This is a genomic window from Nostoc sp. MS1, assembly GCF_019976755.1.
GTDB lineage: Bacteria > Cyanobacteriota > Cyanobacteriia > Cyanobacteriales > Nostocaceae > Trichormus.
In genome coordinates this window covers 4,711,043-4,735,476 of record NZ_AP023441.1, presented here as the reverse complement: position 1 = coordinate 4,735,476, position 24,434 = coordinate 4,711,043, and the positions used below count along the sequence as shown (strand labels likewise).

Below are 24,434 nucleotides of genomic sequence, written 5' to 3'. Positions count from 1 at the left end.
TTAAATCATTATCCTAGCATTTTCCTAGTTTCACCATCTTACTTGGGATATATTGAGCTAATCTATTCAGGCAGTGTTTCATCGATATCGGCTGATCCCCAATGCTAATGCTTTGAGATAAGTCGGGAATATCTATCAGAAACGAAGAGAAAGGTATCTTTGTATTCAAAATTTAAAATCGAGAAAATACTGTATATTTAGTCACAAAATATTTTTCTTAAGATTTGCTTAAGGTTTAAAAGACAATCTCCTTAAGAGAGAATTTAAAGTAAGTTCAACAAATTTTTACATCCCTTTTTTATAGCTGTAATGAGAAATAGGCAATAAATAACGGTATCTTGTTTATTTATTGCCTATAACTAGAGACTTAGGGATGGAAGTAATCGTAAATAGCTTGAGCTAGACGTGGGCCGATACCGGAAACTTCTGCTATTTGTGAAGGTGTGGCTTGACGAATATAGTCAACTGAGCGAAAGTGAGCGAGAAGTTGCTTTTGACGATGGTGTCCTAAACCGGGAATTTCATCTAAGCGCGATCGCTTCAATTTATCACTACGCTGCTGACGATGGAAACTCACAGCAAATCGGTGTGCTTCATCCCGCAGTCGTCGCAACAATTGTACCCCTGGTTGTTCTGCATCGGTTTCTAAAGGTTGGGATTCACCTGGTAAGAAAATTTCTTCGCGCCGCTTGGCTAAACTGATCACCCGTAAATCTTCTAGCAGGTTCATCTCTTGCAAAACAGCTACCACCGATGATAACTGACCTTTACCACCATCAATCATCACTAAATCAGGCCAGTCAGGATTACCCACCCGTTGTAATTTTGGATCTTCTGCATACTTGCGAAAGCGCCGTTGGATAACTTCCGCCAAGCTGGCAAAATCGTCTGAGTGTCCTATGGTAACAGTAGGATTTTTAATTTTGTAGTGACGATAATTTTGCTTGGCTGGTAATCCATCGATGAACACGACTTGAGAAGCTACCGCATTAGAACCTTGGATGTGGGAGATATCGTAGCCTTCGATGCGATGGGGTAAGTCAGGTAAATCGAGAATATCAGCTAAATCTTGGGTGGCTTGATGATTGCGATCGCCCATTTTCTGCATTCTTTGCAGTTCATATTGAGCATTACGCTCTACCATCTCAATTAATTCTGCCTTAACTTGGCGCTGGGGGGTAAAGATAGTAATTTTTCGACCCTTACGCTGGGTTAAGACATCGGCTAATATTTCCGTATCAGGTAAATCATGCTGGACTAGAATTTCTGCGGGGATTTCTACAGATTCCGCCGTTTGATAATGTTCTTCTAGTACCCGTTGTAAAATCGCTCCAGGTTCAGCATGAGAATCAGCAACGAAAGCCAAACGTCCTACCAATTGCCCAGCGCGAATCTGAAATAATTGGATGCAGGCGTGTTGTTCATCTGCGGCTAAGGCGATCGCATCCCGTGAAACAGTATCATCTGGTAAGGAAACCTTCTGTTCCGCCGTTAGGGATTTTAACCCACCTATTTGATCACGAATCCGCGCCGCCACTTCAAAGTTCAACGCTTCCGCAGCTTTGTTCATCTGTTCACTCAGGATATCAATCAATTCCTGAGTCCGTCCTTGAAACACCATCGCTACTTTCTGGACAGTTTTGCGGTATTCTTCCGGTGAAATCAATTGTTGACACACACCAGGACACCGACCTAAATCATAATTTAAGCAAGGACGGTCTTTAAATAGTGGTTGTGGGCGTTGTTTAAGAGCAAATATCCGCTTAGATATACGTAAAATTTCTCTTAACAAGCCTGAATCCGTATAAGGCCCGTAATATTTATCTTTTTCTTTGCCTAGTTGTCGTTTACGAGTAATGAAAATGCGAGGATAGTCTTCTGACCATGTAATACAGACGTAAGGATATTTTTTATCATCTTTGAGTAATACGTTAAAGTATGGCTGGTGCTGCTTAATCAGGTTAGCTTCCAGCGCCAAGGCTTCAGCTTCGGTATCGGTGACGATGAACTCAATCTCCGTTACCTGCTTCACCATTGTGGCTATGCGTTCCGTTTTGTTGTAACCGTCGCGGAAATAGGAACGTACCCGCGATCGCAACTTGCGTGATTTCCCAATATAAATGATGCGATCGCTTCCGTCCCGCATGAAATAAACGCCTGGTTCCGGCGGAATCTCTTTAAGACGAGCTTCCAAGCGCTCTGGATCTTTAACCAGTGATAGTATTTGAGCAGATGTTGTCACAATTGCAAATAGGTAATCTCACAAATTTACCTATATCTATTTTAAGAAAAATAGCTGCTTTGTGCCTATTCTACAGATTTTTATCAAGCAAATATTAAGCGAGCTTCTTTTTATCTTATGTTTATATTTATACTCAGTTTTTTTGACTAATCCTTTTTATTCTTTTATTTTAAACTTTTTATTTCTTTAATAAACAAGAGCTACAACTATTGATACTAATCACATAAAATCTAGCATTGTATAGGATGAATTACCTATTTTTTAGACAATCATAGAGATAAAAACAATAATAATTTTAGATAGTATTTGCTTACAACCCTTACTATACAGTAATTTTTAGAGCTTCAAGTATTACTATAAGTTCAACTATTTTAATTTTTTATAGAATAAAAAAATGCTTCTCATCTCATCATGTCTTGTAATTAAATATTTATCTATCAACTAAATATGCGTGATTTTAAAATTAAGCAAATTAACGGATTCACATATTTAATTATATTTATAATAATATAAATATAATTGTTAATATTATTTTGATTAGCTTACCTGCATGAATATTAAAGATTTTGAAACTTATTACCGAGATGCTATGGCTGAAGCACTAAATGAACTTCAATCTGCTGTTTTGCTATTAGAACAAGCACAACGTAAAATTTATACTATTGGTAATTGTGTACAGAATATAAATGATAATTTTGAAAATGTTATTGCTCAAGAAAAGAAGGAATAAATTGAAAAATTACATATTTCTAATAACTAATTCTTCCGAAATCTTTCCAAGTAATTTATTTAGATTCACAGGTTTTACAAAATAACCACAAGCGCCTAAATCAACAGCTCTTTCTTGGTCAGATTTAAAAGCAAAGCCTGAGACAACAATTACTGGTATTTTGGTAAAATCTTGCTGTTGCTTGATTTGCTGTAGTAGAGAGTATCCATCAATATCTGGCAATTTTAAATCTAATAATATTAAATCTGGTTTAAACTGTTGTATTTTTATAAAAAAAAATGAACCAGTTGCTAAACTTTGAACATTGTAACCACTGTAGCTTAAATAATCACTCAATAACATCCTATTGATATCATTATCTTCAACAATTAAAATGCGTTTTAGAGAGGGAACATGACATTGCTGGTGTTCTTTCAGTAGATGTACTGTCATTTTACATATACATTAAGGTTGGGAACTAAAAATATTTACTTACTGATGTATTAGAGTTAAAACTCTAATCAATTTTATTTTAGTACATGAGATTATGCAAAATAAAAATCAATTTATTTAATTACTTAATATCAATTAAAATAAAGTTTTTCTTATTTTTTTTCATTCTACAAGAATTAACGTAATTATACTGATGAATTTTAAAAGTTAATAGTATTAAGCAGAGACAGACGGAAGAATTTTTTGGTATCTGCATCTCATGACTAGTTTGGTATAGTCTATTAGTTTTAGCGGAGTATTGAGCCGAATGCTGAGTCCTAAATTTGGTAGTGAAAGATTTTGAGCTTTCAATAGCATTGTTGTCCTAATTTATGTGACTACAGCTATAGTAATCTATTTGGCGATCGCCATAAACCATGCGAAAAAGCTTAAAAAAAAGGAGTAATTAACTCCTTTAGTATTAGCTATTGTTTTGTATTCAAATTTGGCTCTTAACGAGAGATTTTTTTAAACTTGCGTTTTGTAACAAGGAAACCGACAACACCTGTAAGGCCAAGAACAACAGAAGGTTCAGGAGTTGATTTTACAGGGGGTTGAGGAGTTGACTGTACTGGTGGAATTGGTGCGGGTGGAATTGGTTCAGATGTTGGGGTTGGGGTAGGTGTTGGTGTTGGTGTTGGCGTTGGAGTAGGTTCAGGCGTTGGTGTTGGGGTTGGGGTTGGCGTTGGAGTAGGTTCAGGCGTTGGTGTTGGGGTTGGCGTTGGAGTAGGTTCAGGCGTTGGTGTTGGAGTAGATTCAGGCGTTGGTGTTGGCGTTGGTGTTGGAGTAGATTCAGGCGTTGGTGTTGGGGTTGGCGTTGGTGTTGGCGTTGGTGTTGGGGTTGGTGTTGGAGTAGGTTCAGGCGTTGGTGTTGGGGTTGGTGTTGGGGTTGGTGTTGGTTCAGGCGTTGGGGTTGGTGTTGGGGTTGGGGTTGGTGTTGGGGTTGGGGTTGGGGTTGGGGTTGGTGTTGGGGTTGGGGTTGGGGTTGGGGTTGGCGTTGGGGTTGGGGTTGGTGTTGGTGTTGGGGTTGGAGCTATACCTTGGAATCCCACTTCATAGTTACCACTGTGAGATAGAGTATCTGTTCCAACCGAGGCAGTTAATCCACTGTTTGTAGCTTTAAAACCATACAGATAGTCAGTAACTCCATTATAGGTGTACTTAACAACTTCACTTGCTTGGAATCCATTAGGTAACAGGCTGGCAAATATAGCGAATCCTGAATCGGGTCTACTGTAGTAAGCTTTTAAATCGAAGTGACCTGCTAACCCAATTGTGATGAAGCCAGTTGTATCATCTTGGTTAACGTAAGAGATATTAGGGTCGCTAGTACGCTGAAAACCCCTAAGCTGTGCAAATAAATTGAAGGCACTAGTAGCTGAAGAAGTTCCTACTAAGCTACCTTTACCCGCATTAACTAAAAAATCATTAAACCACCTTGTTGCTAAAGTGTTAGCCCCATAGGTAGTGTTTATTGATGTCCCTGTGCCAAACCAATCAAATGCTGTCAGACTACTGAGAGTTAAGATTTCACCGTTAATTGTTCCTGATAAGGTGGTGTTTTGGGAAAAATTAAAATTAGATTGTTCGCTGGTGGCGCGTAACTCTACGTTACCAGTAGGGTTTTGAACATTGCCATCTAAAACTTGCTGTACGTTTGTCAAGTTGCTGGTAATACGTACTGTATTATTACCCTGAACACCATAAACTATATAATCATCGGCTGCTGAACCACCAATTGTCACATCGGTGAGGCTAGCTGCTTGTGCTGGAATAGTGGCGATCGCACTCATACCAGCAGCTATTGAAGCACCAAGCACAACTCTCTGACAAATCTTTTTCATTGATAATTTCCTAAATTAGGTAGTATGCCTTTATACTTTTGATGCTTGTAGGATTTGGATAGCTTGATTGAGAACTGAACTTTTAGCAATTTACATATAGGCTTAAAAGTCAGATTCAGTATCAAGCGCTATTTAGTCACTAAACATACAACCTAGTTTAAGAAGCATTAAGCTTGATTAAGTAAAGCTGCTATATAATCTTGTTAAATAAATTGCAAATATTTTTGAGGACTATTTCAGTAATAGTACTGAAATTTAATATTATTACTTAGGACTTTGATTTATCAAAAAAATGGATGTCTGTAATACCAAAATTAAGCTTGCTTAATGAAGACAGTATTTAGCCCAAGAATCACTGCGCTTTTAAGGCAGTAAGTGTCAACCAGTCGCCTTGGACTTGAGCGATCGCACCACCAGGAAACGGATCAGTTTGTGAAAGGTTGGGTGCGGTAATTAATGCTGTTAATTTCTCGATATGCTCAAAATTAGGAGCATCAGGCAGTATTTCTTGTAATACTTGCCGCATCACGCGCCGTTGCAATGCCAATGGCGCTTTTTGCAATACCCGACGGTTGAGACGAACTGGAGATGAGGGGAATGAGGGAGATATTTTACTTTTTATATCTCCCCCCACTCCCCACTCCCCACTCCCCACTCCCCACTCCTTAGCTTCTTCCTTCAACTGCTGCGCTTGTTGTTCTAAATACTCAACCTCAGCTTGCAATAATTCGGCAGTTTGAGCTATGGCTAACTCCACTTGGGGGTTAAAATTTGCTTGTAAGTAAGGGATTAATTCTTGACGAATGCGATTACGGGCGTATTTTAAGTCTTGGTTGGTAGAGTCTTCCCAGATTGGTAGTTGAAAATCTTGGCAGAATTGCTCTGTTTGTTTACGGGTAATCTCTAATAATGGACGCACTAACAAAATATTTTGAGTGAGTGGACGTTGCCAAGTCAAAGCTTGTAAGCCATCAGCACCAGTACCACGCATTAAGTTATATAAAAGAGTTTCGGCGCGATCGCTAGCTGTGTGTCCTGTAACTATATATTGGTAATTGTGGGCTTGAGCGATCGCACTTAAGGCTTGATAGCGCCAATCACGGGCTGTAGCTTCAGTATTTACAGGCTTACTTGCTATTTCTAAATAAAAAGATACACCCCAACTTTGGGCTAATTTTTCGACATGATGAGCATTAGCTTGGGAATCATCACGCCAGCAATGATCACAATGGGCAATACCTAATTCCCACTCCCACTTCGGTTGTAAATCTAACAATAATTTCATCAAACACAGAGAATCTTGCCCACCAGAAACCGCTACTAACAACCGTTGCCCACGCTCAAATAACAGCCGCGATCGGATAGTACGATGTATTTTTGCATGAAGGTTAGTCCATACCATTTTAGTGTTGTCATGGAAGTGCCAATATTACAACATCACAGAATGTCGAACTGTGTTAATTTTTCGCTAATTTCTTCTAATGGTGATTCGGGTTCATCAGGAGAAAATTCTAAAGCCAGTCTCACTTTTCCTTTTTTCCATCCTTGAGCCGTAAATTTTAACACTTCACAATTTATACCTTGAGTATATAAATTTGCTTCAGGTGTGCCATCTGCACCAATATATTCTTTAATTGCTGTAATCAAATCACGAACTTTAAAAGTTTTAGCAACATCTAATTTATTAAATGTATCCGGTTCTATAGATACAACTTCATCATGGTTTAGTCTCTCAAATCCATCTCCCATAAGAAACTCCTATCACTAAATCTATCGTTTCTTTTCACAGATATCATGCTTCATCCGCAATAAATCTTGATTTTGCAGATTTAGTAACAACTGATATAAATAGATGGGTTTGAACGGGAACGGAGCGATGACATCAACTTACTTATGTTTAAGATTGGAGACTTTTCTAGATTAGGGCAAGTGTCTGTGCGAATGCTCAGACATTATGATGACTTAGGTTTGCTTAAACCGTCTCATGTGGATCAATGGACGGATTATCGCTACTATACCATCGAGCAACTGCCGCGACTGAATCGGATTCTAGCGCTCAAAGACTTGGGACTATCTTTAGAGAAGATTGCTGAATTACTTCAGCACGATCTGCCATTAGAGCCACTACAGGACTTATTGCGATCAAAACAAACAGAGTTACATCAACAGATGCAAGAGGCTCAAGCGCGGCTAGATCGTCTGTCGGCTCGGCTATATCAACTGGAACTTGAGGGACAGACCTCGGTCTACGATGTCATCGTGAAATCTGTTCCAGCTTGTCACATTGCCTCTGCCCGTCACATTGTTCCAGTTGCCAGTGATATGCCCAAATGTCGAGGAATATTGATTGAACAACTCTATAGATGGCTGTCTCAACACAAGATTACGCCCGTTGGCTGTGAGATTGTGCTGTATCACATTTCAGAGTATGCCGAGGCGGATATTGATATGGAGTTTGCGATCGCTATTCCAGAACCCACTAAACCCATTGCCGATACGGGACAAACTTCAATCATCGTCAGGCAACTGGCTGCGGCTCAGGTTGCCAGCGTTTTTCATGACGGTATGGTTAGGGATGTCACCCAGGCGATCGCTGCCCTATTTAGCTGGATTGGCACGAATGGATACATCAGTAGCGGAGCAATTCGAGAAATTCATTTGTTTGGGCCAGAGACGAAAAGGGTGAAGGATCAAACCGTAGTGCTAGAACTGCAAATCCCGATCGTCGCCAGACAACGTGCAAGCTTCGATCCGCTTCAGCCTGTTGACAAAATGCGCTGAAATTTGGCTACTTGACTCTCACACTATGTCAGACTCTACAGTTTGCACAGTCGATTCGTTCACGCATCAAGCGTAATCATTGTGTCAAACATCAACTTGTCCGCTAAAACATCTTTCCACACTTTGACTGGCTGGCTGCTGATTGCCGAAAGCTTACTTGGCTTTGTCCCGGTGGCCATTTTGGGATCTGCGATTAACTGGCCCAAAAGTTTGGGCGATCCAGCCGATGCAATGCTGCCGCTTTTAGCCCAAAACGAGTCAGCAGTAAGGACTGGCTACCTATTCTATCTGACTTACTCGATTCTCTTTTTTGTGGTGGCGCTCCTGATTGTGCGGGTTTTAAGTCAGGGAGAATCGACTTCCAATGGGCTGCGAATTGCGGCAGGGTTTGGTCTAGCGTCCATGATCGCGCGGTGTCTAGGTATCATTCGTTGGCTTGTAGCCATGCCGGCATTAGCAACTTTGTATACAAGTCCAACTTTATCGACTTCTACCCGCGAGGCGATCGCTGTCGTTTATCGGGTACTCAATGACTATGCTGGGTCTGTGGGCGAAGTCCTTGGTGTTAGCTTATTTACGACACTTTGGCTGGCGATAGTGTCTGGGAAAATTCTGAAAACCAGAACATTGCCTCGATGGCTTGGTTTCTTTGGACTGGTATCGGCAACTCTATTAGCAATGCAATTAGCGGAGTTATTTGGAGTCGATCTTGGCGCATTTATTGCGATCTCCGTGAGCGTTTTACAACTTTGGTTTTTGATGATGGGCATTGCGATCTTACGAAACCGGAACTAACTCAAGCATTAACTTGTAAACCACTGAACTTACTATTAATTTGGAGAGCAACTGCAATGAAGACTCATAAACAACTTCACGTTATTTTAGGGACAGGAGCGCTGGGACAGTCTGTGATGCGAGAATTGCTGACGCGCAATGTGCAAATTCGGATGGTTAACCGCAGAGGTGAGGCGATTGTGCCTGAGTCTGTTGAGATTGTGGCTGCCGATGCTTATGATCCAAAGAGTGTTGAAGCTGTGACGCAGGGAGCAACTGTCGTTTATCAATGTACTCAACCAGACTATACTCAGTGGCCTACATTGTTTCCAAAACTACAAGACAGCATTGTCAAAGGTGTAGCAGCTAGTGGAGCCAAGCTAATTGTCGGTGACAATCTCTATATGTATGGACTAGTCAAAGGTTCCATGCACGAAGACTTACCTAATGCTGCAACAACTCGGAAAGGACGCACTCGCGCCCAGATGTCAGAAGCGTTGCTCAAGGCACATCACCAGGGATTGATTCAAGTAGCGATCGCGCGAGGTTCTGACTTTTATGGGCCTGGGGTGTTGAATTCTGTCATGGGCGATCGCATCTTTCCAGCAATCTTGGCAGGCACAACTGCTGAGAGTGTTGGCGATCTAGATACACTGCACACCTATACCTTTATTGATGACTTTGGCAAAGCATTAGTGATTCTGGGCGAACAGGAAAAAGCATTAGGGCAAATTTGGCATATTCCCAATGCTGAAACGGTGACTACTCGACAATTTATCACGCTTGCATTCCAACAAGCCGGACATCCACCCAAGATGAATGGAATGGGAAAATTCATGATGCGCTTAGGTGGATTATTTATTCCCGGAGCCAGAGAAACTGTTGAAATGATGTACGAATTTGATGAACCCTTTGTCGTCAATCACAACAAGTATGTGCAAGCTTTTGGCAATCATGCGACACCTCTAGAAGCTGGAATTGCCAGGACATTAGCTTGGTATTCTGAGCATCTCAAGCAAGAAGTGTGATAACACTTTGGATGGGGCGATCATTTGAGATTGCAAAAACCATTAGTAGGTTGTCACTTGGCGCAAGCCTGATCTTTGCTACGCAACGCTACGGCGAACCCGAAAGGAATTACGAATTACAAATTGTATTGTTCTCCTCTTTGAAAATGAAGAGGAGACTAACGGGTAAGTTATTTAAAAAAACCACCCGTAGGAATGTAAACCTTTACCCAACAGATTGACTCCTAAGTAACAAATCCAGACTACAACGAAGCCACTAGCGGCTAAAATTGCTGGACGACGACCTTGCCAACCACGAGTGATTCTGGCGTGGAGGTAAGCAGCAAATACTAACCAAGTAATCAAAGCCCAGGTTTCTTTAGGGTCCCAGCTCCAGTAAGAACCCCACGCTTCGTTTGCCCAAACTGCGCCAGCAATAATGCCAATTGTCAGCAGAGGAAACCCTAAACCAATGATGCGATAGCTGATATTGTCTAGGGTTTCGGCAAGGCTGAGGCGTTGGGGTGAAAGGGTTTCGGTGGATGTTAAGGTTGAGGCTTGGGATGTAGTGGCTAAGTTTAATACGGCTGTGTTACCGTTGCCGTTGTTTTGGCTTTCTATACGAGCAAAACCATTACTTTCTACTGGTGATGTTGTTGGTTGAGTAACTAATTCTCCAGCTTTTAGCAAGCGGTAGCCGTTAGTGCGATAGCCACCATTACCTACAGAACTGCCTTGTAATTGTATGTTATTCCCACGGGTAACAACCAGAAATGCGATCGCCAGCAATGAACCCACCATCAAAGCTGCATAACTCAACATCATGACGCTAACGTGCATCATCAGCCAGTTAGACTTCAGCGCAGGCACTAGAGGTTCTGCTATCTGCATCTCAGATGGCAAAGTCAAGGTAGCAAAGGCAACAATTCCCATAGCCACAGGAGAAGTAAATACACCTACTAAGCGACTGCGGCTAGAATTTTCGGCGATGAGATGAACTGTGGTAATTCCCCAAACCAGGAAGAATAGAGATTCATACAAATTACTCAAAGGAAAATAGCCAGCTTCTATCCAACGTGCGCCCAGTAGAGTAGCAATGGACAAATTTGCGATCACCATTCCAGCTGTTCCCAACGCATTAATTGCTGGCAAACCAGGAAACGCCGCTCCTATCCAATAAAGCAGCATCGTCAGGAACAAGACGGCAAAGGAAGCATTATCCAACCAATTCTGGAGTAAAACCAGATTCATAAAGTGTTCTCCGCAGTGGATTTTTGAAAATTATTATTCTGACTTTATTGATCCTATCTGCTTAGTGAGCCATCACGCATGAATCAGTGAACAGTTGACAGTTGACAGTTGACAGTTGACAGTTGTCAGGTTATTTCCACTGTTCACTGATTGAATCTTCCTCACTTCGCACCAGGTATAGCAGCCGAGTTACCATTTTTCTTCAGTGCTAGAAAAATATCATAACGGGTGCTGCGATTGTCGCTGACGGCTGATGTTACTCCTATAGAACGTGTTGCTTGTAATAAAGTTTGTTGCTGAGGTATTAAGCTTGGCAGAGGAAAGTTTTTCGCTGTCTGTTCTACATCTAAATAAAATTGACCATTTGTAGGATTGGGTTCGGCTGGTACTGTTTGTTGAAAAGCAGAACTATCCGCGAGTGTGTTGTTGGGTTTGGGCAGAATTTTATCGGTGATGGGTGCGCCTATTGATAAGAAAGCAACATCATTATCTAACCAGCCACGAGTGGCGGTTAGAGTTCCAAAGGGGCTAATCCAGTTGACGACGGGTTTACCTGCTACTGTTGCAGGTTGAATCTGGAATTGATATTGATTTTTCATCACATCATCTAGCTGTTTGATTGATGCTTCAGCCTGTTGCCGATCTTTGGCTTGAATCATTAAGACTAAAGCCGCCCGAAAATTATCTGGGGAATTTGGTTTAGGACTACCAGGAATGAGGGAGATAGCAAATTCTCCCTTCATCCATTTGAGTAAATCTTGTTCTAAATCCAGATTAGTCAGAGATTTTACCCCACTACGCAGTTGTTCTGGCGGAATGGGTGCTAGAGGGTTGTTTTGGGCGGTGAGAACATAATCACTCCACAGACGTTGTAAATTCGCACCAGACAGCATCATGATTGTTCCTACGGGAACGCGATTTTGCATACTCCCAGCATCATTTTCTACCGCTAATACACGTTGGCTGCGGGGGTTAAGCCAAGAAACTCCTTTGATGCGTATTCCTTCTGATTCTAAAGTTACGCTCCCTGCTAAACCTTGGTTGTTTTGTAGTTGGGCTAAAACTTGTGCTGGTAAGGCGCGGTTCGGTGCGACAGATGCTATTTTGGCAGCGTCGGGAACATTTAAGTAAAACTGAGCTAGTGGCTGATAGCTGGCAATTTTGGTAAAATTATCGGCAAAACCTCCCGTATTTGCCAATGTTGTTTTACTTTTATAGGCATCTATAGTTTTTTCTGCAACTTTAGGACTATCTGTAATTATTAGGAAACGATTATCTATCAAGGCTGCGGAGAAATTTTCCGCAGTTTGTCCTTGGCTTTGTCTGATAGTAATACCTTGATAATTATATTCGCTCCATTTACCTAAGTTGGATGGTTTTGGTTGCGTCAAAATACTCTTGGCTTTTTCTAAATTATCCACTGGTAAAACCATGACCATCGACTGTTGACTACTTATTGCTTGTGCATTTATCGATACTGGTCTGGCGGCGGATTTACTGATATCTGGAGTGAGAATAGCCAAGGTAACTTCATTCCCTACCCACGGTTGAATGTCTTTTTCAAAGGTGTAACCATGACTAGTGAGAAAGCGATCGCGTAACTGGATTAAATTTTCATTAACTAAAGTTTGAGTCTCTTTTGTGCCAAATTCCTGCAATTTCTGCCATTGTTTGCTATCTGTAGTCAAAGAAACTGCAAATAAAGCATCTTGCGGAATAATATTTGCACCTACTAATAAGTTTCTGGAGAATGGTTGTGCTTGGTTAAACAACCAATAAGCTACCGCACCACCACCAATTAATAACCCAGCAGCCGAGAGTGTCAGCGTTAAGGATGGTTTCTTGAGTTTTTTCATGGGAACAGACAAAATAGGCGGTGTCATCAAACCCTACACCTCTTAGTAGCAAATTTTTTACTTACTTGAATGGTTAATTAGGCTAAAAGATTTTTCTGTTAATATATACTTTGTTAACTTTTTTAGCATTTATCGATTAAATTTTTCAGCACATTATCCTCGCATGGGTACTTACCCTAGCAAAGTATGTGTGACAAATTGGTCATTATAATCACTTTGAGAATCAAACTAACAACAAAAAGCTACAAGTCATTAGTGTCTTGTTTTACAGTTCTTGTTTATTGCCAGATCCAAGCCATATATTATATTTAATTTTTACAATCTGTCCTTACTTTTTTTTAATTGACAAATTAAAGAGGGTGAAAATCCAGCAATTGCTGTAGTTCAGGCTTAGTCAACATCAAAAAATTGCATTTTTTATCAGCATACTTACTGTTGAAGTTGTTATATTTTTACTGCATATCACTGAAATAGATTACTCATTCCAATATAAACTTGAGCAATGATTTTTTAATCTATACCCGTTGAATAATAAGCAGTCTGATGTCGAAGGAATTTAGACGTTAATTGTCCTTTCTTAGTTATTTACTTTCTATGTTTGTTTAATCCATTGAATTTTTATAAGGTAGTAACTAGATAAGCTCGGATATACATAAATGGTAAAAGCCTGAGATTAGTAACCTGTGGAGTACCTATTCCCTGTCACCTACTATACTTTGCCATTGCTAGAACTTAGCTGCATCGGCCCCAAGTATTTAGTTAAATAAGGCGAAAAAACTTCATAGATCAAGGTTAAAGGTTTTCCATGATGCCAAAACAGGTAATGACGACCCCAAAAAGGCCCATCCACGCCAAAGCCTGATTGTAAAGCCTCTGAGTATCCATAATAAACACCACGCACATCCCGATATAACTCTGTGCGGAGACGTGCTAGACTTGCCCAAATTGGCAGTGAACGATTTTGCAAATACTCATCTACATGGCTAGCTTCCCACCAAGAAGTTGCATAAGCTAATCGCTGACCAGAAGCAGTTCTTAGCCACACTTGCCGCCGCAGCCTTGGCCCTGGCACAGATTGGATTAAATTCGGTGCGTTATCTGAGTCCATGCCAATTAACGACATATCGATAACATCGACCTCTGTCGGTTCACCCGTGAGTAATTCTAAATGCCTAGTGGGTGAGCCATCACCTAAAAGTAGTAATTGCCAAGTCGGCGCAAGCTGAGTGTGAGGCAAGCTATGTTTAATTATTTCCTCCCCACCTTGCCAAATAGGAGTGAGGCTATGCCATCCGGCCGGCAGTGTTGAGTTGTTAGTTGTGGTAGAAATTACAGTCAATGTTCTTTACAAAAGTTCACCTATCTCTATGAAAGCATAAATAATTGGTCGTTGGTAATGGGTGATTGGTAATGGATAATTAGTTTTTCTGGACTACTTCCTCATCTTTTCAGTTGCGCATCTCCAATACTTTAAAAGGTCAACAGCCAAAAGCAAATGCCTTGACTATTGACCTTTAAATGTACTGACTAAAAAATGCGGATGGCGAGACTCGAACTCGCAAGGCAAAGCCACACGCACCTCAAGCGTGCGCGTATACCAATTCCGCCACATCCGCGCGAGTTGTACAGTAAATCATGGTAACACAGAAATTAGGGATAAAGCAATGTAAAACTTGATTTATTAAATTTAACTAAAAATTTAATGTTGTCGCGTCACAAATTCCCGAAGGAGGATACCAGACTTACAGAAATGTAGTATCACCACAGGAGATATTAAGAGGGGAGATGAGGGAGTGGGGGGAGATGGGGAAGATGGAGGAGTGAGAGAAAATAGCTGTGGACTAATGACTATGGACTATGGACTATGGACTATGGACTATGGACTAATGACTACTTTAAAAGATGAGCTTGGGGTTTCTCCTGTCATAATTTGAGATGATACGGGCTGTGCCAACGCGCTAAAAGCCACTGGGATGGGAGACAATTTTTATCTACTGGTACTGATATCGAAAACTAGAAAATGAAGTTTGACAAAATATTGATTGCCAATCGGGGAGAAATTGCGCTTCGCATTCTCCGCGCCTGTGAGGAGATGGGTATTGCGACGATCGCAGTTCACTCAACTGTTGACCGAAATGCGCTTCATGTCCAACTTGCTGATGAAGCTGTTTGTATTGGCGAGCCTGCAAGCGCCAAAAGCTATTTAAATATTCCTAACATTATTGCTGCGGCGTTGACACGCAATGCTAGTGCCATCCATCCTGGTTACGGCTTTTTGTCAGAAAATGCCAAGTTTGCTGAAATCTGTGCCGCTCATGATATTGCCTTTATTGGCCCCACCCCAGAAGCTATCCGCTTGATGGGGGATAAATCCACTGCTAAGGAAACCATGCAAAAAGCTGGTGTACCAACGGTTCCTGGGAGTGATGGGTTGGTGGAAACTGAGCAAGAAGGTTTGACACTGGCGAAAGATATCGGTTATCCAGTGATGATTAAAGCTACGGCTGGTGGTGGCGGCCGGGGTATGCGATTAGTGCGATCACCTGATGAATTTGTCAAACTATTCTTAGCCGCCCAAGGTGAAGCGGGTGCAGCCTTTGGTAACGCTGGCGTTTACATCGAAAAATTTATTGAACGACCCCGCCACATTGAGTTTCAAATTTTGGCAGACAATTACGGCAACGTCATTCACTTAGGGGAACGAGATTGTTCAATTCAACGCCGTAACCAAAAATTACTAGAAGAAGCCCCCAGCCCTGCTTTAGACTCAGACTTGCGCAAAAGAATGGGGGAAGCTGCGGTGAAAGCTGCCCAGTTCATTAACTATACTGGGGCGGGGACAATTGAGTTTCTTTTAGATAAATCCGGTAACTTTTACTTTATGGAAATGAACACCCGGATTCAAGTGGAGCATCCTGTAACAGAGATGGTTACAGGGGTGGACTTGCTAGTTGAACAAATTAGAATTGCCCAAGGGGAAAGATTGGGCTTGACTCAAGACCAAGTTGTATTAAGAGGTCATGCGATCGAATGCCGTATTAATGCGGAAGACCCAGACCATGATTTCCGCCCAGCCCCCGGACGTATCAGTGGTTATCTTCCCCCAGGCGGCCCTGGTGTGCGGATTGATTCCCACGTTTATACTGATTACCAAATTCCCCCTTACTACGATTCCCTGATTGGTAAATTAATCGTCTGGGGGCCAGATCGCAAGACTGCTATTAACCGCATGAAACGCGCCCTCAGAGAGTGTGCCATTACTGGATTACCTACAACTATCGGGTTTCATCAAAGAATCATGGAAAACCCCCAATTCTTAGAGGGTCATGTGTCTACCAGTTTTGTGCAAGAGATGAATCAATAGGGTAAGGGTAATGGCTAATAGGTAATCGATAAATGGTTTTTAAAAGACAAATTACCAATTACCAATTACCAATCATCTAACTCATCCGAGTCAACATCGTTAACAATCCTTGCTGACCTAAAAGAACTTCTCTAAGCAGACTAAAGATACCCACCCAGATAATAGGGGTAATGTCAACCCCGCCGATGGGTGGTACTAGTTTGCGTAGAGGAATGAGAAATGGTTCAGTAGGCCAGGAAATTGAATTCCAGGGTAAACGGTTGAGATCGACTTGCGGATACCAGGTAAGGATGATGCGGAAAATAAACAGAAATGTCATCACTCCCAACACAGGGCCGAGAATCCAAATAGTTAGGTCAACACCATTCATCGATCTAAGCTCTATTTATAAACGAACAAAAACAGCAACTAGAAGCAGAAAACTTTAAGCTTTGTAAAGTATCTTCTCTTTAATTCTAACCAAATGCTGACACTTAATTGCTGGGGAGTAGGGAGTAGTGAGTAGGAGTGGGGGAGATGAGGGAGATGCGGAGAAGAAATAACGACTATGGACTATTGACTGTTGACTATGGACTAATGACTAATGACTAATGACCAATGACCAATGACAACTAACAAATGACTTCTCAAGGATGTAATACACCATTAGAATTATGATTAAGAGTGTAAAAAAAGGTATAGTTCCATGACACCTTCTTTATCAAATTTCCTTTGGAGTCTGGGTTGGGGTACTTTGATTGTCGTTGTACCCGCTACCGTTGGTTTGATTTTCATCAGCCAAAAAGACAAAATCCAGCGTTCATAGTTTTTGTGGGAGTTATTTCCACTCTTTAGTTATATTGGTCTGTCAGCGTAGGCGTTCGCGCAGCGTCTCGTAGAGAAGCCCTCCGAAGGCATCGCCTGCTCTCCTATAGCGGGATACAGGATATACTAAGCTGACAGACTAAGCTTTTTTAGCTTTTGATTAATAGCTTCAAAGCTTCTTTGTCAGATGCTTTGAAGCTTAAATATTATATTGTGATGTTTACAGTAGTGATTTTAAGTGTGACTCGCTAACATAGATTTGATATTGGGAAAAGAACAATGCTAAATTTTGGGCTGAACTCAGCCAGTGTTCTGGCTCAGGTAAATTTTGGAACGAACTCAGCCAGTATTCTAGGAATTTTCCTGGCTGTGGCTGGGGCAGCGCTGTATTTTCTCCGCACTGTGCGCCCAGAACTGTCAAGAGATCAAGATATATTTTTTGCAGCCGTTGGCTTGCTGTGTGGTTTTATTCTTATTTTCCAAGGATGGCGGTTAGATCCGATTTTGCAATTTGGTCAGTTGCTTTTGGTCGGGACAACGGTATTTTTCGCGGTTGAAAGTATTCGTCTGCGGAGTATCGCCACCCAACAAGCGAAACGCAACACTCCGATTGTGGATGATGAGCGACCAGTCAGCAAAAACTATTCTTATAGCAGCAGAAGAAAGTATGAGGCTGAGGTAGAAGATGATTATGCGCCTCTACCTTATGAAGAAGAGGAAGAAGAAGAACGTCCAGTACGTGCTAGGATTCGTCCCGGTAAAGATGAACGTTCCTCCCGTGATAACTATTACGAGGAACAACCACCCCGCAGGGAACGCCGTAGCACAACTGATAGAACAGAATCAACAGATAAACCACGCCGCCGTCCTACGAACCGAACAACCAACAGGACTTCGGAAAGTTATGAACAAGAAGACTGGGGTTCACCTTCTAAGCCAGTAGATGATTGGGAAAGTTCTAGTAGCACTGAAGTAAGAAAACCCCGCCGCAGTAACAACGGTTCCCCTCGCCCAGAAGTAGAAGACGATACCCCACCACGCAGACCAAGAAAACGCCGCCCACCTGCGGATACAAGCTCCTCTCGGAGAGACATTCAAGATGATGAGGCTATCCCAACTGATTATGTCCCTTATAAACCTCTAGATGAGTCAGATGAGGATTTAGGTAGCTCCACAAATTTTGATGATGTTTAAAGCACTATAGATGTAAGCTTATAGGCGGATAGAAACAAGTAAACATCTGAGGTGAAAAAATTTACTTCTCAGTTTCGGCTCCAAACTACAATACATTGGAGCCTTATTTTTGGCTTGGCAAGTTTGCTTGGCTCTTGTGGCTCTGGTGATATTCCTCTTGGGCCTACTTCCCTTAATAGTCGCTACACAGAAGAGCAACCAGCCTTGAGTGGCAATGGTCGCTTTTTGGCGTTTATTTCTAATCGCAATGGTGTCCACCAATTACTGGTATACGATTTACAACAGCAAAGTTTTATTCGCACACCAGGGTTAAACCGACCAGAGACAATTACCGAAAGTCCGAGTTTAAGCTACACCGGACGCTACATTGTTTACATGACCAGTGACCAAGGTAGACCAGTAGTAGCACTCTACGATCGCGCCATTCAACAGTCACAAATCGTTACACCCACCTATCGCGGCTGGGTACGCAACCCCAGCATCAGCCCAGATGGGCGTTATGTCGTATTTGAAACCGCCGCCCGTGGTCAATGGGATGTTGAAGTTCTAGATAGGGGGCCGAATATTGAGTTAGATATACCCAATGGGGCGACAGTAGGGAGTGGGGAGTAGGGAGTGGGGAGTGGGGGAAGATGAGGGAGCAGAGGAGAACAACTATGGACTATGGACTAATGACTAATGACTAATGACTAATGACCAATGACCAAACGTTTTATTCCTATAATTGCTTGTTTAGGTTTAACTGGCTGTTTTGGCTATCCTCGGTTGGTGAGTTATCCTTTTGATCCGGGGGGGAGGAGTCTGAATAGTCTGGCTTCAGAACAGAATCCCCAGAGTTCGGGGAGGTATATTGTGTTTACCAGCGATCGCCGGGGTAGTCAGGATGTGTACCTGTTCGATACCCTGACGCAGAATTTGGTGGATTTACCTGGGTTAAATGCGCTAGATACTATCGCCTCTCATCCCAGTGTTTCCCAGGATGGGCGTTACGTTGTGTTTGCGGCTAGTCGTCAAGGGCGATCGGCTATTTTTCTTTATGATCGGGAAACGCGACAATCACGAAATTTAACAAATAACTTACAAGCGGAAGTCCGCAACCCCACCATTAGCGCCGATGGCACAACAATTGCTTTTGAGTCTAGCAATAATGGGCAGTGGGATATTTTAGTTTATGACCGTTCCGGGCAACCTGTGAATGTGCCGCAAGATCCAAGGTAAGAGAGTGGGGAGTAGGGGGAGATGAGGGAGATGAGGGGGATGAGGGGGATGAAGGGGATGAGGGAGAGAAAATTTAATATACCTTTTCTTTACTCCCCTATCTCCCCCCACTTCCTCATCTTTCCCTACTCCCTACTCACTTTTTGCACTGCTTCAATGAGCGATCGCACTTCGGCTACGCCTTCGGATGGTTCAAATGATAGGGGGAATTTACCTCTGGCAAGCATTCGCAAACCTAGTGGGGCGATACCTAGTAAGCCTCTAATGTCTTTGAAATAGTTACCAACTACTTGTAGACCAAATTGTCTTTCATCAATCCAGCCACCCTCTTTGACTAACTCTACTAAGACTTTGCGGTGGCGGATGGAACGGCTGTCTTTGACTTGTTCTTGGTCAAGAATTTCCTGTTTAATTTTGGTGATTTGCTCTAATGGGGCTACTTCCATTGGGCAAACTGAATCGCAGTATAAGCAACGGGTACAACCCCAAACGCCTTTAGTGCCTTCGTTATAGTTTTCTAGACGTTGGGTGGTGTTAGTGTCGCGGGAGTCTGCAACCATGCGGTAGGCTTTGGCTAAGGCGTGGGGGCCGACGAAATCGGGGTTAACTTCACGGGCGTTGCATTCTGAGTAGCAAGCACCGCACATAATACAATTACCAGTTTGATCGAGGCGCGATCGCTCGTCTGGTGTTTGTAAAAATTCGCGTTCTGGTACTTGACGTGCTGCTGTACTAACATAAGGTGCTACAGCTTCTAAATTATTCCAGAAACTATTCATATCTACGACTAAATCCTTAATTACTGGCATATTGCCTAAAGGAGCGATCGTAATTTCGGGAATAGTATTTGTTGAAGATGAGATTTTTGCTAATCTTGCAAGTTCACTACCAACATTTTCTTTACAAGCTAAAGCCGAACGTCCATTAATTCGCATAGCACAGCTACCACAAATGGTATTACGGCAATTTTTACGAAATGCCAGAGTGCCATCTTGCTCCCATTTAATCCGATTGAGACAATCCAAAATTGTATTACCTGGTTCTGTCTCTACCACATAGGTTTGCACAATAGGAGCAGAATTTTGTTTTTGTCGAATAATTTTAAATAGAACTTCCATTTCACCAACCAAAATCTTAAATTATTTCACCAACCTGGAAAATTTTCAGCCAAGGTTGGCAGTTGCAAAAATTGAGCTATACTCTTGTCACTCTCAGTTCCCAGTCTAGTATTAACAGCCCTTGGTCAAAGAGTAACTGATTCTAGTTCCAGCATAACCATTAAAATTTTAATTGCAGTAGTACGATAGATGATATTTTGGGGATTCTCACTACCTGAATGCACAAAAGTTAATTGTGTGCTTCTAATTAAACACATGCGCTTGATGGTTTCACTGCATACTAGCTCCAGCTTCGTCTGCTTTTTAGGAAAAATATCCCAGATCAGCGCTTTAATGATTCTTGATAAATCTTGATGTCAACATCTGCAAGAGTGGTGAGCCAAAAAATTTAACTTAATATAGCCATTATGAAGTGGTATATGAGAGTAGGCTTTTATTCTGCTTTACTCACTTATATACTTTGTAATAAGCGCTAGCTGCTAACATCCGCACTTTCTACTCAGCCATTCATTAACTTCTGGCACACATAAGGAAAATTATCCTTCTTCCCTAATGTATAGCCTCTTTTCCACATTAACTGTGACTTCAAAGTAAAAAATTTCTTTTCCCTTTACCCTACCTCCTACTCCCTACTTTCATCTCCATCACTAAAATGCCATTTTATTATATGGAAGCGTTAAAGCTGATAATAAACATCTAGTGGTGGCAAGATAGTGCTAGATGGATATACAACGATTTCTTCCCACAGACAGACGTACAGAAAACACAAGAGTTTTTGCGAGGGGAGAATATACTAGGCTTTTCATACTCCAGAATTTTTGTTTTTTCTCAATCGAGAGAATCTCAAGATATAACTCTCTCGTCAAAACTACTCATCTTAATTTAAATTAATTTTTATAAAAGCCATAGTGTAATCATCACTCTAGCTCATAAACCCTAAATAAAATTGCCTCTGCTTTTTATTTTCATCCTCTTGGGCTTTAACTGAAAATTTATTTGCAAGTTATATTTAAAAATAAACAACTATTTTGCTATTATTAGTCCATGCTAGTATTTAATATAAAATTACGAAGTAACAAAACCAGAATCAACAGCTGTATTACTGCTGCTACTACTGCTCGGTTTCTTCGTAACATAGAGACATGAAACTTCTTGTCTCTACAGGCAGGACACAGCAAAAAAGGGTGTATGTCCAGACCATATTCAAAGGCCATGCTGTCTAAAGCCCAAGAGCAAAATTAGGTAAAACCTGATAACTCAAAAGCAACAAAGGCAAGCATCAAATATGGAAAACCTGCAATTTCTTTGGTCTACGACTAGTTTGTAGTAGAACCTACACAATTTGTTAATGTGGTGCAAAGTTACACCACAACAGTAGTACCAAAAGAGAAAAAAATTGCATTTCCAATGGCGAATTATGGTTAAAAGTGCCTTAAAATCACTGGAATTAGCGCCTCTGAAACTCATGACCTCATAGGGTGTTGTGATTAAACACAATAGAGGTATTTGAGGCTATTGTCAGCAAAATTCACCCTTGACATTTAATGTCTCCAGTAGCTTTTAGCGGATGCTAAGAAGTTGAGTACTGGCATATGATGACATAATTTATCAGTTTGGAGAGAGTAAGGAAAATTTGAGCGTAATGACTGAAACTGCAACCGCCCCTTTAACTGGAAAAGCACTACTAGCTAAGGTAAAAGAACTTTCTAATTTACCACGACGAGAAAGAGCTAAACAGTGCGGTTATTATACCGTTACTAAGAACAACCAAGTCCGGGTTAACCTCACAGATTTTTATGATGCTTTGCTATCTGCTAGAGGTATTCCTCTAAGTCCAGAAGCACCCAAAGATGGCCGTGGTCGTGAACCGACATATCGTGTTAGCGTGCATCAAAACGGTCAAATTGTCATTGGTGCTACTTACACCAAAGCAATGGGACTAAAACCTGGTGATGAATTTGAAATCAGACTGGGATATAAACACATTCATTTGATTCAACTGGGTGAAACTGATAAAAAACTTTCCCCAGATTTAGATATTGATGAATCTGATGAGGATTTAGAAGACGATGAGGAGTAATATCAATTTAAAATAGCCTGCTTGCCGCAAGCTACAAAATTCAGCATTAAGAGAGCCAAATTTATTCAGAGTTCCTGAATTTCGATTTGCTGTTGAATTTTGAAGAATTGATGTCACTTTCATGAGTAAGGGATAAGTTAAAGTTATGTTTTTACCCTATCCCTGAATAATTAATCATAGCGATCGCAAAAATCCGATTAAATCCTTGCAGAAGTAGCTACTCTTAGTAGAGGCTTAATTAATCAGCCAAAATTTATTCTGCAAACAGTCTGTTGTGGTTTTTGTGTTAAATTTGATAAATTTGCTTACGCCATCTATTAACAATCTGCTGGCATTGATGAAAGATGCTTCAGCAATAATTGTTGTGATGGCGTTTTTTATTAGTTGGTTAGGGTGCTGGTTGCCAATTGCCGCAATATCGTTAAAATTATTAAATTGGCAACCTACAAAACCGTTACAACCAGAGCAGAAATTACCATTGATGGTGTCTCTGTACTTATTAGCGCCTCTGGTGCTTTGGGGAGTAATTTGGTTTACTAATGGCTCTTTTGCAAATTACGGCTTCGTAAGTAGTTTTGCCTTTTTGAGTTCCTTAGCCTTGGGTTTTGGCTTGGGGAGTGTAAGTATAGTTATTTTATTTACCTGTCAATTCTGCTTAGGTTGGTGCTATTTTAAAGAGTTAAATATCAAGCAATTAGCATCTGTCTCATTTCCTATCTTATTGATAGCGTTATTGGTGGGAGGAATAGAAGAATTAGTTTTTCGTGGGTTCCTGTTGACGGAATTAGCACGAGACTATCCATTATGGACAGCAGCGATAATTTCCAGCCTGATATTTGCTGTTTTACATTTAGTTTGGGAACAACGGGAAACTTTACCTCAAATACCGGGGTTATGGTTATTAGGAATGATGCTAGTGTTGGCGAGGATAAGCGATCGCAGTAGTTTAGGAATAGCGTGGGGATTACATTCAGCTTTGGTATGGGCGATCGCTACTATAGATACAGCCCAGTTAGTCACTTACACTGGTAAAGTCTCCGAATGGTGGACGGGTAAAAATCAAAAACCCATAGCTGGGGTTGCAGGAATTATCTGTGTTTTAGGAACTAGCTTAATACTCTGGTTATCTCCTCTGTTATGAAGTAGGAAACTCATACCTTGTTCAAGTTTATTGATGCTAATACACTTGTTCAAGAACATTTAGAACAATGTGAGTATCAAGTGTGTGGCTACTGGGATGACCAAGATTAATATTATGAAACAATCACCTTACCTCGTACCCTACAAGCTGAATTAATTAGCAGTTCTATCGGCGTTACTCACAAATAACGTTTTTTACAACTAAAGTTTTTACTCATGGCTGATGCTGGTGATAATACAAAAACTGTAAGTAGTAAAGCTCAAAAACTTGGTGAATTGGTTCTTGTTTATAATGAAAATCTAGAATTTGTTGATGAAAATTGGCTTTTAGATGTTGATTCACCATTGCTTGTGACGTGATTTAGCTTATTTTAGGGAATTGAGCAGACGTAAGAAACAACTAAGCAACGAATTTCGGCGCATAGTTTAGCTTGTATAATAACCTATTTTGGGTTATTATATTCAATAACTCAGTTATTAGACATCTTGCATAAGTATTCTTCATAGGCGTTTATCGGCGTACGCTACGGGAATACTTCTCTACGTTCGTGGAGAGTGTC

At 41.2% G+C, this 24,434-nt stretch carries 22 protein-coding genes and 1 tRNA gene; 12 read left to right on the top strand and 11 right to left on the bottom strand.

All coding sequences use genetic code 11. The features are described 5' to 3' along the window. Nucleotides 1-367: 367 nt before the first annotated feature. Nucleotides 368-2,242, bottom strand: a complete 1,875-nt coding sequence (uvrC, locus tag NSMS1_RS20515; protein WP_224086600.1) for an excinuclease ABC subunit UvrC — start codon at nucleotides 2,240-2,242, stop codon at nucleotides 368-370. Nucleotides 2,243-2,792: 550 nt separating this feature from the next. Here uvrC and NSMS1_RS20510 point away from each other — a divergent pair. Continuing rightward, nucleotides 2,793-2,972, top strand: coding sequence for a hypothetical protein (locus tag NSMS1_RS20510; RefSeq protein ID WP_224086599.1), 180 nt, complete (start codon nucleotides 2,793-2,795; stop codon nucleotides 2,970-2,972). A gap of 9 nt (nucleotides 2,973-2,981) precedes the next feature. Here NSMS1_RS20510 and NSMS1_RS20505 read toward each other — a convergent pair whose 3' ends face one another. The 4 genes from NSMS1_RS20505 to NSMS1_RS20490 all read right to left on the bottom strand — a co-directional run bounded on the left by NSMS1_RS20505 (nucleotide 2,982) and on the right by NSMS1_RS20490 (nucleotide 7,036). Next, a complete protein-coding gene (locus NSMS1_RS20505; protein ID WP_224086598.1) occupies nucleotides 2,982-3,404 on the bottom strand; it encodes a response regulator in 423 nt (140 codons plus the stop codon). Between the two features lie 491 nt (nucleotides 3,405-3,895). Continuing rightward, nucleotides 3,896-5,287 carry an NF038130 family PEP-CTERM protein gene (locus NSMS1_RS20500; RefSeq protein ID WP_224086597.1) on the bottom strand — a complete coding sequence of 464 codons (1,392 nt, stop codon included), beginning with the start codon at nucleotides 5,285-5,287 and terminating at the stop codon, nucleotides 3,896-3,898. 352 nt (nucleotides 5,288-5,639) lie between these two features. Next, nucleotides 5,640-6,689: a tRNA lysidine(34) synthetase TilS gene (gene tilS, locus NSMS1_RS20495; protein ID WP_224086596.1), complete on the bottom strand. Its 1,050-nt coding sequence runs from the start codon at nucleotides 6,687-6,689 to the stop codon at nucleotides 5,640-5,642. A 35-nt stretch (nucleotides 6,690-6,724) separates the two neighbouring features. Next, nucleotides 6,725-7,036, bottom strand: a complete 312-nt coding sequence (locus NSMS1_RS20490; RefSeq protein WP_224086595.1) for a KGK domain-containing protein — start codon at nucleotides 7,034-7,036, stop codon at nucleotides 6,725-6,727. A 144-nt stretch (nucleotides 7,037-7,180) separates the two neighbouring features. On the opposite strand from NSMS1_RS20490, the gene NSMS1_RS20485 reads away from it, so the two are divergent. The 3 genes from NSMS1_RS20485 to NSMS1_RS20475 all read left to right on the top strand — a co-directional run bounded on the left by NSMS1_RS20485 (nucleotide 7,181) and on the right by NSMS1_RS20475 (nucleotide 9,870). Continuing rightward, the gene (locus NSMS1_RS20485; RefSeq protein ID WP_224086594.1) at nucleotides 7,181-8,068 is read left to right on the top strand and encodes a MerR family transcriptional regulator; all 888 of its coding nucleotides are present in this window, start codon (nucleotides 7,181-7,183) and stop codon (nucleotides 8,066-8,068) included. 180 nt (nucleotides 8,069-8,248) lie between these two features. Next, entirely contained in the window at nucleotides 8,249-8,863 is a 615-nt protein-coding gene (locus tag NSMS1_RS20480; RefSeq protein ID WP_263432525.1) for a DUF4386 domain-containing protein, read from the top strand. A gap of 56 nt (nucleotides 8,864-8,919) precedes the next feature. Further along, nucleotides 8,920-9,870 (top strand): SDR family oxidoreductase, encoded by a 951-nt coding sequence (locus NSMS1_RS20475; RefSeq protein ID WP_224086593.1) that lies wholly within the window; start codon nucleotides 8,920-8,922, stop codon nucleotides 9,868-9,870. A gap of 174 nt (nucleotides 9,871-10,044) precedes the next feature. Here NSMS1_RS20475 and ccsB read toward each other — a convergent pair whose 3' ends face one another. The 4 genes from ccsB to NSMS1_RS20455 form a co-directional block, all read right to left on the bottom strand. Further along, on the bottom strand, nucleotides 10,045-11,100 hold the full coding sequence (gene ccsB, locus NSMS1_RS20470; protein ID WP_224086592.1) for a c-type cytochrome biogenesis protein CcsB: 1,056 nt from the start codon (nucleotides 11,098-11,100) through the stop codon (nucleotides 10,045-10,047). Nucleotides 11,101-11,261: 161 nt separating this feature from the next. Further along, nucleotides 11,262-12,983 carry a DUF3352 domain-containing protein gene (locus NSMS1_RS20465; RefSeq protein ID WP_224086591.1) on the bottom strand — a complete coding sequence of 574 codons (1,722 nt, stop codon included), beginning with the start codon at nucleotides 12,981-12,983 and terminating at the stop codon, nucleotides 11,262-11,264. Nucleotides 12,984-13,665: 682 nt separating this feature from the next. Then, nucleotides 13,666-14,295, bottom strand: a complete 630-nt coding sequence (locus NSMS1_RS20460) for a chorismate lyase (protein WP_224086590.1) — start codon at nucleotides 14,293-14,295, stop codon at nucleotides 13,666-13,668. Nucleotides 14,296-14,491: 196 nt separating this feature from the next. Next, nucleotides 14,492-14,572, bottom strand: a tRNA-Leu gene (locus NSMS1_RS20455). Nucleotides 14,573-14,976: 404 nt separating this feature from the next. Here NSMS1_RS20455 and accC point away from each other — a divergent pair. After that, a complete protein-coding gene (gene accC, locus NSMS1_RS20450; protein WP_224086589.1) occupies nucleotides 14,977-16,320 on the top strand; it encodes an acetyl-CoA carboxylase biotin carboxylase subunit in 1,344 nt (447 codons plus the stop codon). Between the two features lie 76 nt (nucleotides 16,321-16,396). Here the strand turns inward: accC and NSMS1_RS20445 are convergent, their stop codons facing one another. After that, the gene (locus tag NSMS1_RS20445) at nucleotides 16,397-16,690 is read right to left on the bottom strand and encodes a YggT family protein (RefSeq protein ID WP_224086588.1); all 294 of its coding nucleotides are present in this window, start codon (nucleotides 16,688-16,690) and stop codon (nucleotides 16,397-16,399) included. A 315-nt stretch (nucleotides 16,691-17,005) separates the two neighbouring features. Between NSMS1_RS20445 and psbX the strand changes: the two genes are divergently transcribed. The 4 genes from psbX (at nucleotide 17,006) to NSMS1_RS20425 (ending at nucleotide 19,536) form a co-directional block, all read left to right on the top strand. After that, nucleotides 17,006-17,125 (top strand): photosystem II reaction center X protein, encoded by a 120-nt coding sequence (psbX, locus tag NSMS1_RS20440; RefSeq protein WP_224086587.1) that lies wholly within the window; start codon nucleotides 17,006-17,008, stop codon nucleotides 17,123-17,125. A gap of 278 nt (nucleotides 17,126-17,403) precedes the next feature. Then, nucleotides 17,404-18,318: a Ycf66 family protein gene (locus NSMS1_RS20435; RefSeq protein WP_224086586.1), complete on the top strand. Its 915-nt coding sequence runs from the start codon at nucleotides 17,404-17,406 to the stop codon at nucleotides 18,316-18,318. Between the two features lie 51 nt (nucleotides 18,319-18,369). Next, complete coding sequence (locus NSMS1_RS20430) at nucleotides 18,370-18,930, top strand: hypothetical protein (RefSeq protein ID WP_224086585.1); 561 nt, start codon at nucleotides 18,370-18,372, stop codon at nucleotides 18,928-18,930. An 87-nt stretch (nucleotides 18,931-19,017) separates the two neighbouring features. After that, a complete protein-coding gene (locus tag NSMS1_RS20425; RefSeq protein WP_224086584.1) occupies nucleotides 19,018-19,536 on the top strand; it encodes a TolB family protein in 519 nt (172 codons plus the stop codon). A gap of 125 nt (nucleotides 19,537-19,661) precedes the next feature. Here the strand turns inward: NSMS1_RS20425 and NSMS1_RS20420 are convergent, their stop codons facing one another. Continuing rightward, on the bottom strand, nucleotides 19,662-20,654 hold the full coding sequence (locus NSMS1_RS20420; protein ID WP_224086583.1) for a succinate dehydrogenase/fumarate reductase iron-sulfur subunit: 993 nt from the start codon (nucleotides 20,652-20,654) through the stop codon (nucleotides 19,662-19,664). Nucleotides 20,655-22,296: 1,642 nt separating this feature from the next. Between NSMS1_RS20420 and NSMS1_RS20415 the strand changes: the two genes are divergently transcribed. The 3 genes from NSMS1_RS20415 (at nucleotide 22,297) to NSMS1_RS35350 (ending at nucleotide 24,234) form a co-directional block, all read left to right on the top strand. Then, entirely contained in the window at nucleotides 22,297-22,734 is a 438-nt protein-coding gene (locus NSMS1_RS20415) for an AbrB family transcriptional regulator (protein WP_224086582.1), read from the top strand. A gap of 337 nt (nucleotides 22,735-23,071) precedes the next feature. Further along, nucleotides 23,072-23,875 carry a CPBP family intramembrane glutamic endopeptidase gene (locus tag NSMS1_RS20410; RefSeq protein WP_224086581.1) on the top strand — a complete coding sequence of 268 codons (804 nt, stop codon included), beginning with the start codon at nucleotides 23,072-23,074 and terminating at the stop codon, nucleotides 23,873-23,875. 215 nt (nucleotides 23,876-24,090) lie between these two features. Further along, nucleotides 24,091-24,234 carry a hypothetical protein gene (locus NSMS1_RS35350; protein WP_317986522.1) on the top strand — a complete coding sequence of 48 codons (144 nt, stop codon included), beginning with the start codon at nucleotides 24,091-24,093 and terminating at the stop codon, nucleotides 24,232-24,234. Nucleotides 24,235-24,434 lie beyond the last annotated feature (200 nt).